10 protein-coding genes are annotated in these 11336 nt (G+C 36.7%); 3 read left to right on the top strand and 7 right to left on the bottom strand.

Translation table 11 applies throughout. The annotated features are described in order from the left end of the window. Positions 1 to 434: serine hydrolase domain-containing protein (locus AC22ZQ_RS08150; RefSeq protein ID WP_318958286.1), on the top strand; the 434-nt coding region annotated here is incomplete at its 5' end. A gap of 27 nt (positions 435 to 461) precedes the next feature. Continuing rightward, positions 462 to 1598: an N-acetyl-alpha-D-glucosaminyl L-malate synthase BshA gene (gene bshA, locus AC22ZQ_RS08145; RefSeq protein WP_318958285.1), complete on the top strand. Its 1137-nt coding sequence runs from the start codon at positions 462 to 464 to the stop codon at positions 1596 to 1598. On the opposite strand, the gene AC22ZQ_RS08140 is transcribed toward bshA, so the two are convergent. The 7 genes from AC22ZQ_RS08140 to ribD form a co-directional block, all read right to left on the bottom strand. After that, positions 1599 to 3761: a T9SS type B sorting domain-containing protein gene (locus tag AC22ZQ_RS08140; RefSeq protein WP_318958284.1), complete on the bottom strand. Its 2163-nt coding sequence runs from the start codon at positions 3759 to 3761 to the stop codon at positions 1599 to 1601. It abuts the gene before it with no gap. Between the two features lie 378 nt (positions 3762 to 4139). Beyond that, positions 4140 to 5882 carry a T9SS type B sorting domain-containing protein gene (locus tag AC22ZQ_RS08135; protein WP_318958287.1) on the bottom strand — a complete coding sequence of 581 codons (1743 nt, stop codon included), beginning with the start codon at positions 5880 to 5882 and terminating at the stop codon, positions 4140 to 4142. A 201-nt stretch (positions 5883 to 6083) separates the two neighbouring features. Further along, positions 6084 to 7598: an OstA-like protein gene (locus tag AC22ZQ_RS08130; protein WP_318958283.1), complete on the bottom strand. Its 1515-nt coding sequence runs from the start codon at positions 7596 to 7598 to the stop codon at positions 6084 to 6086. Between the two features lie 41 nt (positions 7599 to 7639). Then, positions 7640 to 8914, bottom strand: a complete 1275-nt coding sequence (locus tag AC22ZQ_RS08125) for an adenylosuccinate synthase (protein WP_318958282.1) — start codon at positions 8912 to 8914, stop codon at positions 7640 to 7642. Continuing rightward, positions 8911 to 9270 carry an STAS domain-containing protein gene (locus AC22ZQ_RS08120; RefSeq protein WP_318958281.1) on the bottom strand — a complete coding sequence of 120 codons (360 nt, stop codon included), beginning with the start codon at positions 9268 to 9270 and terminating at the stop codon, positions 8911 to 8913. Before AC22ZQ_RS08120 ends, AC22ZQ_RS08125 begins: the two co-directional genes overlap by 4 nt. Beyond that, positions 9270 to 9725: a Fur family transcriptional regulator gene (locus AC22ZQ_RS08115; RefSeq protein WP_090246712.1), complete on the bottom strand. Its 456-nt coding sequence runs from the start codon at positions 9723 to 9725 to the stop codon at positions 9270 to 9272. The genes AC22ZQ_RS08120 and AC22ZQ_RS08115 overlap by 1 nt, the downstream gene beginning before the upstream one ends. A 149-nt stretch (positions 9726 to 9874) precedes the next feature. After that, positions 9875 to 10918: a bifunctional diaminohydroxyphosphoribosylaminopyrimidine deaminase/5-amino-6-(5-phosphoribosylamino)uracil reductase RibD gene (gene ribD / locus AC22ZQ_RS08110; RefSeq protein ID WP_318958280.1), complete on the bottom strand. Its 1044-nt coding sequence runs from the start codon at positions 10916 to 10918 to the stop codon at positions 9875 to 9877. 81 nt (positions 10919 to 10999) lie between these two features. Here ribD and yaaA point away from each other — a divergent pair. Beyond that, a partial coding sequence (yaaA, locus tag AC22ZQ_RS08105) for a peroxide stress protein YaaA (protein ID WP_318958279.1) occupies positions 11000 to 11336 on the top strand: 337 nt, incomplete at its 3' end.

The following is an 11336-nucleotide window of genomic DNA, read 5'->3' as shown; positions in this document are numbered from 1 at the left end:
ATCAAGGGGCTGCTATGCTGGGAGGTGTAGGTGGTCATGCAGGTTTGTTTTCTAACGCAACAGATTTGGCTGCAATCATGCAAATGTTTTTAAATGGAGGTGAATATGCCGGGCAAAGATTTGTGAACGAAGATGTTGTGAAAAAGTATACAGCTTGCCAGTTTTGTCCGACCAATAGAAGGGGAGCAGGATTTGATAAACCAGTAAGAGATTTAAACGGTGGTCCGACCTGTAACTTGGTTTCTTTAGAAAGTTTTGGGCATAGTGGATTTACGGGCACTTTGTCGTGGGCGGACCCTTTTAATGGGATAAACTATGTATTTTTATCCAACAGAGTTTACCCTGATGCAGAGAATAGGAAGTTGATCAATATGGATATAAGAACAGAGATTCAACGCATTATTTACGAGGCGGTAAACGCTGCTGAATTGTAAAAGATTGATACTTAGTAGAAAAGATATATGAAAATAGGTATAGTGTTATATCCAACCTTCGGGGGAAGTGGAGTTGTAGCTACAGAATTAGGTAAAGCTTTGGCCCGAAAAGGACATGAAATTCATTTTATAACATACTCTCAACCGGTAAGGTTAGGGTCGTTTAGAGAAAATATTTATTACCACGAGGTTGCTGTAAGTGATTATCCGCTATTTGAATATCAGCCTTATGAAACAGAACTTGCAAGTAAGTTGGTGGATGTTGTGACCCACGAGGAGTTAGACCTATTGCATGTGCACTATGCCATTCCGCATGCTTCGGCAGCCTTCATGGCACAACAAATTTTACAAACGAAAGGAATTGATATTCCTTTCATTACCACGTTGCACGGTACAGATATCACTCTTGTTGGAAAGGATCCTTCTTTTGAACCTGTAATTACCTTCTGTTTGAATCAATCGGATGCAGTAACAGCGGTATCTGAAAGCTTGAAAAAGGATACATACGAGCATTTTGATACGAATAGAAAAATTCATGTTATCCCTAACTTTATTTGTGTTGAGGAATACAGCAAAGATTTCAATTTAGAGATCAGAAGAAGATATGCCCAAGACAATGAGCGTATCATATGCCACGTCTCTAACTTCAGAAAGGTAAAGAGGGTAGAAGACGTTGTTAGGACTTTTAAGAAGATTAATGAAAAGATTCCTTCTCGTTTATTGCTTGTAGGAGATGGGCCAGAGCGTTTTAACGTAGAGAAGTTATGCAGAGAATTAGGAACATGTGATCGTGTAATTACAGTAGGTAAAGTAAGGGATACGAGTCATGTTGTTGGATTAGCTGATTTATTTTTACTTCCTTCTCAAACAGAAAGTTTTGGTTTAGCTGCATTGGAAGCGATGGCAGCAAATGTTCCCGTAGTGAGTTCTAACACCGGAGGTATTCCTGAAGTTAATGAGCACGGTTTTTCTGGGTACCTCACAAATGTAGGAGATATAGACGAAATGGCCCGTTATGGGATTGAGATTTTAGAAAATGATGAGGTACTGGCTAAGTTTAAAGCCAATGCCAAAACACAAGCAGGAAAATTCTCACTTGACGCTATATTGCCAATGTATGAAGATTTATACGAGGAAGTAATGGCTAATCATCAAAGTAAGTAATTATGAAAGCAGGGTAATGGTCCCTGTTTTTTGTTCAACATATGCCGAGCCGGAAACACTGTAGGTTAATTTCCATACATAACTTCCGTCTGGGCATATTTGGTTATGGTAGCTACCATCCCATACATCATCTTTACTGTTTCCTGTAAAAATCAATTCTCCCCAATGGTTGTAAATTTGCCATTCAAAGCGATCGAAATCATCTTCACTTATGAATTGAAATGTATTGTTATGTCTATCTCCATTTGGTGTAAAAGTATTTGGGGCAAATACATTGGTCTGACAATCTTCAACAAGTACATAAATTTCATCCGTAGTACTTTCACATGAATTTGATACCGATACAGCGTAGTATCCACTTTCTGTTACCCATAGACTATTTTCAGTACTTCCTTCCGACCACGAATAATTCCAACTTTCTTCTGTTGAAGCTGTGAGCTGAAGTTGAGATAAACTACAAATACTCGTATCATTTCCTAGGTTAATGTTCAAAGGGGCGGTGTAGTTTACTTCAAGAGTATCTGTTACCGAACAACCATGATGGTCCAAGGTTAAAGTGTAGATTCCAGGAGCGTTAACAGCGTACTCAGAGTTATTATTTCCATCCTGCCAAGTATAAGTTCCCGTAACATTACTTTGGGGACTTAAAATAATAGTTTCATCAGGGCAAAGCGTTGTATCATTTCCGAGAGAAAGTATTATTTCGGGACTTACGTTTACATGAACAGGGAAGTCTTTACTCTGACAAGCGTTACTCAAATTTAGGGTGTAGATTCCACTTTGATTAACAATTAAGTTACCGGTACTTCCATCATTCCAAACAGCGTCAAAATCTCCTTGTGGAGCAGAAAATACAACTTCCTCTCCAAAACATAAATTAGTGTCTGTAAACCCTTCAAAAGATAAACTGTCTACAATATGCACATTAAATGTTTCAGTTGATGCACAAAAACCGTTGCTTACTTCAACAGTATATGAGCCACTGCTGTTAATGCTGTAATTATTTGTTTGACTACCATCATTCCAGGTATAAGCATAATTCGGATTTAAGTTTGTGGTAAAATATTCGTTGTAACAAAGATTGGTATCATTCAAATTGATTTGAGGAACAGGGGCAACAGTAACGGTCATTTTTGCAGTTGAACTACATTGATTATGATACATTGTATACTCCACCTCCTGCGTGTTGTAGACTTCTATACTTGATGAGGTTGAACCGTTTTGCCAATAATAAGGATATGAATTTTGCGGAGAGTGCAAGAGTAGTGTATCTCCTAGGCACATTACGGTATCATTTGGTAATGTAGCTAATGAAGGCTCGAAAATTTTAACTTCATATTGATTGTAAAAAGTAGAATCTGGTGTAGTTACTTCTACCGTGTGTATACCTGAAGTATGAACAAGCTTGGTGTTTCCTGTTGAATTGTCATCCCACAAATAAGTTGCATTGGGATAATTTAGACTTATGTTATAGTTTCCTACAGAACAATAGGTAGTGTCGTAATAATAAGTAGGGTAGGTTACTTCAGTTAATTCGAATTGATCTATCCCCATGCGTAAGGCAGCATTTAATTCGTAAGATGTAATATTCAAGTTTGTATCGTCATCATAAGGAAGGAATTTGAACGTATGTGAGCTTTGCGTAGCCACAAAAAAGATCTCCCGCTCTTCCCAGTTCAATAGTGGATCATTGTATGCCAAGTGACTTGTAGTTAATGCGGATATTCCGACTAAAGTGGTATCCATATAAACACTCCAAGCACCTGTTGTGTCTAAACAATTCTCTTGTTTAACAACAGCTTGATAAAATGTTATTTTATATTGATTACCCGGAATAAACCCACTTACTGTTTGCATTATTCCTTCGTGAAAATTATTTCCCCTCACTCCAGAAATGAAATTATCACCCATATTTGGGGTTCCCACAATCCCTGTATTCGACATAGGGCCGTATATGTTTGTCATATCAGGAGTATCACCCAAACCTTGGTAACTGATGGAGACTTGACATACAGGATCTGATGCCGGAACATTTTGCCAAGACTGAGGTAATACAGAAAGCATTGAACTTGCCGCACCATTGAAATTGGGGTTAGCAAAATTCTGAGCTAAAATTGTAAAAGAGGAAACCGTTAAAAGCAACAAAATAAATGTTCTTATCAAAGCTTATATATTTTTAAATACGCTCTGCAAACATAGTAACTTGGTGGGGTTTTTAGCCGCTTTTTATGTGAATGACTCTTATTTTTAGATGAATGTATCTTGTTGTTTGTTAGGTTGTTATATGGGTATTTTTGTCTTTGGGATGACCGTTTTTACGAATAACAAATACATACGAACGCTTAATAATTTTGGATTAAAATTTCGTGTAGAAAAGTGATTTTTTTTCGTTTAAAGACAGTTTTAAGTCTTTTGAAATTAGAAGTATTTTTTGCGTGTTGTTATGCTGGAGGGGGGGGAGCTTTTTTTGGGTGGCAAAAATAGAAATAACAAGTGAGGATGATTAGGGATCATCCTACACTTGTTTTACGGTAAGAGCGATTATTTAATAATCAATAGACTTCCCGATAATTGTTCTACAAATGATGAATTAAGAGGGCTGTATGTTAGTTTCCATATATAAGTTCCGTCTTTGCAAAGTTCATTGTTGAAATTTCCATCCCAATAATCATCTATACTATTGCCTTGGAAGATTTCTTGTCCCCATCTGTTGTAAACTTTCCATTCGAAACGACTAAAAGCAGCTTCGCTTTCAAATTTGAAGTAATTGTTCAATCTGTCTCCGTTTGGAGTAAATGTATTTGGGGCAAATACTAAAGCCTCACAGCTATGTGTGCTTATGTAAATCTCTTCTACTACACTTTCGCAACAATTGGTTGCTTCTAAGGAGTAATACCCTTCTTCTGATATATATAAAGCCTCAGCATTACTACCTGTAGACCATTCATATGTTGTTTCTGAATGATTAGTGGTAGGAATTAGCATGTATGTTTCATTCATGCAAATAGAGGTGTCATTTCCTAATTCTACATGCAAGGGGGGGAGGTAACTTACATTTAAGGTATCATAAGAAGTGCAACCTTGTCCGTTGATTTCTAATAAGTAAGTACCTACTTGATTAATGGTTACATTGTTTATTATTGTTTGCTGTTCTAAGGTGTACGTGTATTGTGGGTTCAAGTCAAAAGTTAAACTATCTCCTATACAAATGGTAGTATCTCCAATGGATGAATAATCTAATTTCACAACATCTACGAACAATGAATCTGTGAATGTACATTGATCTTGAGATAGTGTGTAGGTTACCAATTCATTTTCTGTTACATCATAATAAGGAAGGTTGCTGGCATCATGCCATTGATAGGGATAAATGTTTTGAGGAGAATCTATTCTTAGGGTGTCTCCAAAACATATACTGGTATCTTCAGGTAAAAGTGTTTGCGTTGGGTTGAAAAATGAAACGGAATAGGTATTTCTATAAATAGAATCCGGTGTAGTGATCTCTACTGTATAAATACCATCATTCGAAATCGTTCTTGTGCTTGTGGTATCATTATTTTCCCATGAATAGGTTGCGTTAGGGATGTTAAAGGATATTGTGTAGGACAAGGAGCTACATAAAGTAGTATCCATGTAATAGGTCGGGATAACTAATTCTTCCATGTTGATTTGATCTATCCCCATGCGCAATGCAGCGTCAATTCCTTGGCTGTAGATGTCACCATTTTGGTCATCATCAAAAGGTAGGAATTTTAAGGTATGTGAACTTGATGTTGCTGTAAAGCTTAGTTCTCTATATTCCCAGTTTAAATTAATGTCATTATAAGCCAATTGACTTGATGAAATAGCCGTTGTTAATAAAAGATTGTTGTCTAGATATACGCTCCAAGCGCCTGAGGTGTCTCTACAGTTCTCTTGTTTAACTACGGATTGGTAGAAACTAACTTGGTACACGTTACCAGGTATCAACCCATTTACAGTTTGCATTATACCTTCGTGAAAGTTATCTCCTTTAACACCTGAAATAAATGATGAACCATTTTTTGGGGTACCCACAATACCTATCTGAGGCATGGGACCGTTCAGAGTTGTAAGATCAGGAGTGTCGCCCAAACCTTGAAAGTTCAGAGTGACGTCACAATTTTGATCTGTAGCAGGAATGTTTAACCATCCTGTTGGAAGAGCTGCCAAGCTATTAGCACTGTTTCCTAATAAGTTCGGGTTTGTGAAAGACTGAGCCTTCACAAAATTGATAAAAATAGTTCCAAGAACTATAAATAACACTTTTTTCAAAACTAAAGTTTTAAGTTACGTAATGCGCGTAATTACATACCCGTAATTATCCTTTAGTCGTAAAAGGGGTAAGCGTTTAGTTTGTAAAAAGTATTTGTATCAAGTTTAGTACATTAATAACTATATAAATAGTTGATTATTAATGCACTATAAATATACGGAAGTATGTTGAATAAATCGTTTAAAAAACGATTATTTCACAAAAATAGAGTAGGTTGTCCAGTTTTTTGGACGAAGTTCTGGCTTCCATTCAAAGCCTTGCACATTCATTTCTTTAGACTTGATTTTGTTCAGGGGGTAAACAACACCATCAGGATTTTGACGGTAGGCAATTCGTCTTAATTCTTGTTTTTCAAAGTATAAGGTAATATTGCTACTGTAAATTCTGGCCATTCCACTTCTTTCGACCACTTCAAGTGAGTCTGTTTTAGTTTCCTTTTCAACGTAGTAAACCGTTTGTGCATTTCCATTTACATTGGCGTATCTTAACGTATCATTTCTAAAATAAGCATGCATTGTTTTACCTCCTACTTGGTTGTAGTAGTTAAGGCTGTCTTCGACCTCATTTACAATAACTGCTCTTTGCAGCAATTCTATGTGATCTATCTTATAATTCTTTTGATGCACAACAAGTGTGTCTGCAGACATTTGCGTTTTGTCTGACCATAACATGGGGTTATGGTAGAGGTGGAGCACGCTGTCTTTTTGGTTCATACTCAGTGAATCGCAAATACCTTGTACATCATTTTGTATCACTACAACATTGTGGTAAGCTAAGATCAATTCACTTTTTTGTAGGCTATCCATATAATTGAATAAACTATCTGCAAAAATAAAAGTGCTATCCTTCTCTTTATAGCTCACTACCGAAGCATGTCCTGCTAGATAGGCGAGGCGTTGCTTTTCATCGCTTCTGGCAAAGTCTCCCCAAAATTCAACTTTCTCTGTAGTGTCTTTGATGATAACATTTCCTTTCGCTTCAGATATGCTATCTAGTTTTGAGTAGTAAAGACTATCGGCAGAAATATTTGTTTTTTTATCAACTATGTACGCATGTCCTTCTAAAACGCCTTCTTCATTCTTAGCGTCGTACCATCCTTTTTCACAGTACATTTCCGTTTCGGTTGCGGTTATTTTTGTGGGACCGTAGAAATAGGCAATTTTATTATAACCGTTAAAACGCAAAGTGTCAGTAGTAACCTTGTAGTCATTACTTTGATAAATAACATTTCTACTAAAAGTGAAGTTTTTAGAGTTTGGAAAGAAATAACCAATGTCAGAACTCAATACTTCATTGCTGAGAATTGAGGTGATTTTCCCACCATTTCTATAAATACCAGCACTCTTTTTAACGTCGTACTCTAGCGAATCAGTGGTGAGTTTGTATTCGCTGTCTCGAACTCTAACGTTCCCATAAAGCTGCGCTATTTCACTTTCAAGGCTGTAATGTAAAGAGTCACAAAAGAGGTTTAAAGTATCTTTTTTGTTGATGTTAACTCTTGAGTAGGCTTTAAAGCGATCTGATTTAATGTAGTAGCGTGCAGAATCACAAAACATCTTTGTGTTTTCGTGTTCAAAAACTACGTTTCCTTTTAAAAACACAGTTTCACCTGCCTCATCGAGTAAGATGATGTTGGCATTTTTTACAAGTTCTTGATAATTACGTTGAGCAAGACCTGTTGTATTAACCAAAAAAATTGCGCTCATGACAAGCGCAATTTTTAATATGTTTTTAAAGAATATCACTCTTATTTTCTATTATCCAAAGTTTGGCTTCTATCCGGACCAACTGAAACTGTTGCAATTGGAACTTCAAGTTCTTTTTCTAAGTATGAAATATAATCAAGAAGTGCTTGTGGAGCATCATCCATTGATGTAAGTTTTGTTAAATCTGTGTTCCATCCTTTAATTTCCTTGTAAACAGGAGTAATTTCAACACCGTCAATATCGAAAGGTAAGTAATCTACTTGTTTACCGTCGATGATGTAATGTGTACAAACCTGAATAGTTTCAAAGTTGTCCAATACATCTGCCTTCATCATTGATAATTCAGAAACACCATTGATCATGATTGCATAACGCAACGCTGGAAGATCTATCCATCCACATCTTCGTGGTCTACCTGTAGTAGCTCCAAATTCGAATCCGTCTTTTCTGATTTTCTCTCCAACTTCGTCGTGTAATTCAGTAGGGAATGGTCCAGAACCAACACGTGTACAGTAAGCTTTAAAGATACCAATTACGTCTCCGATTCTTGTTGGAGCAACTCCTAAACCAGTACAAGTACCAGCAGTAACTGTGTTTGATGAAGTAACGAATGGGTAAGTTCCAAAGTCAATATCTAACAAAGTTCCTTGTGCACCTTCAGCTAAGATAGATTTACCTGATTTCAATGCGTCATTGATGAATTGCTCAGAATCAACAGCCGTTAATCCTCTCAATACTTCAATTCCTTCAAAGAAAGCTGGCTCTAACTCTTCGATGTTGTATTCGAACCCTTCGTGGTGGTTCAACAATTCAACGTGCTTGGCCTTAAGTGCTTCGTATTTTTCTTGGAAGTTAGACATGAAAATATCTCCAACTCTCAATCCATTTCTACCTGTTTTGTCCATGTAAGTTGGACCAATTCCTTTAAGGGTAGAACCGATTTTATTCTTTCCTTTTGCAGATTCCGATGCAGCATCTAATAATCTGTGTGTCGGTAAAATTAAGTGTGCCTTTTTAGATAATATCAAACGTTCTTTAATGTTGATATTGAAAGGAGCTAATTTTTCTAACTCTTTTTGGAAGATCACAGGGTCTATTACCACTCCATTACCCACTAAGTTTAAAGTATCTTCTCTAAAGATTCCAGATGGAATAGTGTGTAATACGTGTTTGATACCTTCGAATTCTAATGTGTGACCTGCATTTGGACCACCCTGAAAACGAGCAATGATATCATATTTTGGGGTAAGAACGTCTACTATCTTTCCTTTACCTTCGTCTCCCCATTGTAATCCTAAAAGTACATCTACCTTCATGCCTCTTGTGCATTTAAAAAATTAAGTGCTTCCCTTGTGGACGCACAAATATTAAAAATTGATTTTAATTTCGATATTTCAAATATGTTCTCGATGTGTGAATTGACTTGCGTTAAAACAAGTTCTCCACCTGCGCTTCTCACTTTTGTAAAACATTTTAACAAAGTGTTTAAACCACTACTGTTTAAATGAGTGAGCTCTTCGAGATTAATGATGAAGTTTTTATTTTCATCATTCATTCCTTTATCAATAGCTGCGAGCAATTCGTCAAAGTTTTCGTTGCTCAACATCCTTCCTTGTAAAAAAAGAATAAGCACCCCCTTAGAGGCCGTTTCTATTTTGTGAATGATGTTCACTATTGTTCTTCTGTTTCTTCTGATTCTGAATTCTTGACACCGTAGAAGTAGAGCGAGTGGTGTTGAATTTTTACACCAAATACTTCCTCAACCGTTGCCTTGATAGCCTGAATACGTGGATCACAGAATTCGATAACCTCTCCTGTATCCGTGCAAATCATGTGGTCGTGCTGCTTATAACCATGCGCTTTCTCAAATTGAGCAATGTTCTTCCCAAATTGATGTTTACGTACTAAGTTACACGCCAGTAATAATTCTATGGTATTGTAGAGTGTTGCTCGAGATACACGGTAGTTTTGATTTTTCATTTTGATATAGAGTGATTCTATGTCGAAATGACCATCGTAACCGTAAACTTCTGCGAGTATGGCGAAGCGTTCAGGAGTTTTCCTGTGACCGTTTTTTTCAAGATAGGCAGAAAAAATATCTTTTACCGTTTCCTGTATGTTTTGCATTCACCTTTCTATTAAGCAACAAAAGTAATATAAGTATTCGAAATTGAAATGCTTGTTTCAAAAAAAATATGCCCCTTTATTCACAAAACTCCGTGAATGACCGTTTTTATCTAAATATCAAACAACTACTCATTTAAGGGGAAAGTTTTTTAACGATTTTCTTCTTTATAGAGTATATGAATTTCATCTTTACCCAAATGAGTTTTACTTACGGTTTTACCCTTTATTCGAGGTGCTGGTTGACCTTTAATTAGGCTTGTATCTCCAGTAAGTATTCTAGCTTCATCCCAAAGTCTTGAAGCTATAAACGCTTGAAGCGTATATGCACCTCCCTCTATAAAGACAGAAAGCATTTTGCGTTCATAGAGGTCTTTAAGTATTGCTTCAACACTGATATTGTCTAATTGTTTTAAGGCAATGTGTGAAGGTAGATTTGTGTTTTCTTTTTGCGTATAGATTATGGTTGGTACACCGTCTAGAAAGATTTGTGCCGTTTTAGGGATAGAAAGTTGCGGATCAATAATGAAACGAACGGGGTTTTCACCTTGTACTTCGCGAACTGTTAAACTCGCGTTATCATTGGCAATGGTTTTCCAGCCTACTAAAATAGCTTGCTCCTCAGCGCGCCATTGATGTACCACTTTTTTCGTTTCAGGTTGGGTAATCCAATAAACTCCTTTTTGGTTTTCACTTCTATCTATATCCATGAAACCATCTTTACTTTGTGCCCATTTTAATATTACATATGGACGTTGTTTTTGGTGATAAGTAAAAAAGCGTTTGTTTAATTCCAGCGCTTCATTTTCTAGAACTCCCACCGTTGTTTCAATTCCAGCATCCTTGATACGTTGAATTCCTTTTCCTGAAACTTCAGAGAAAGGATCTGTACAGGCAATAACGCAACGTTTGAATTTCGATTTTACGATTAAATCAGCACAAGGTGGAGTTTTTCCATAGTGCGCGCAGGGTTCTAAGCTTACATAAATAGTAGCGTGGGGGAGTAAAGATTTATCTTCTACACTGTTTACGGCATTCACTTCGGCATGAGCTTCTCCGCATTTTTGGTGGTATCCTTGTCCTATGATTTTATCTTCGTACACGATGACAGAACCAACCATAGGGTTTGGAGCGGCGTTTCGACCTCCTTTTTTAGCCAAATTGATGGCCAATTGCATGTAATCTTTATCCTCCATGCTACAAAGATAGAAATCCTTGGGTTTGGGTTTAGGAGATACTAAATGACTTGTTATTTTTGTTGGCAAAGTTTATAAAAGATGAAAATATTAATCTCTCCGGCAAAGTCCTTAGACTATAATAGAAATGTTGATACTCCATTTCAGACAATTCCTCAATTTCTAGAAGAGGCAGATTACTTGGCAAATAAGTTGGGTAAATTTTCTGCCAAAAAGTTTGAGAAAATGATGCATATATCTAAAGATTTGGGGGAGTTGAATTACCAACGCTATCAAGCCTGGGAAAAGCCAAATACACTCAATGATAATGTGAAACCTGCAGCGACTGTTTTTACTGGAGAGGTATACAGAGGTTTGGATATAGAAAGTTTTTCAAGTGAAGAATTGACAAAGGCACAAGGAGAGTTGCGCATTTTGT

This window comes from Lishizhenia sp., from assembly GCF_057456495.1.
Note: the sequence above shows the minus strand (reverse complement) of the source record. Positions and strands in the feature narration are given on the sequence as shown.

Coding starts and splice junctions, on each gene's coding strand:
- bshA (WP_318958285.1), top strand. CDS start 462: ATGAAAATAGGTATAGTGTTATATCCAACCTTCGGGGGAAGTGGAGTT.
- AC22ZQ_RS08130 (WP_318958283.1), bottom strand. CDS start 7,598: ATGAGCGCAATTTTTTTGGTTAATACAACAGGTCTTGCTCAACGTAAT.
- ribD (WP_318958280.1), bottom strand. CDS start 10,918: ATGGAGGATAAAGATTACATGCAATTGGCCATCAATTTGGCTAAAAAA.
- AC22ZQ_RS08115 (WP_090246712.1), bottom strand. CDS start 9,725: ATGCAAAACATACAGGAAACGGTAAAAGATATTTTTTCTGCCTATCTT.
- AC22ZQ_RS08125 (WP_318958282.1), bottom strand. CDS start 8,914: ATGAAGGTAGATGTACTTTTAGGATTACAATGGGGAGACGAAGGTAAA.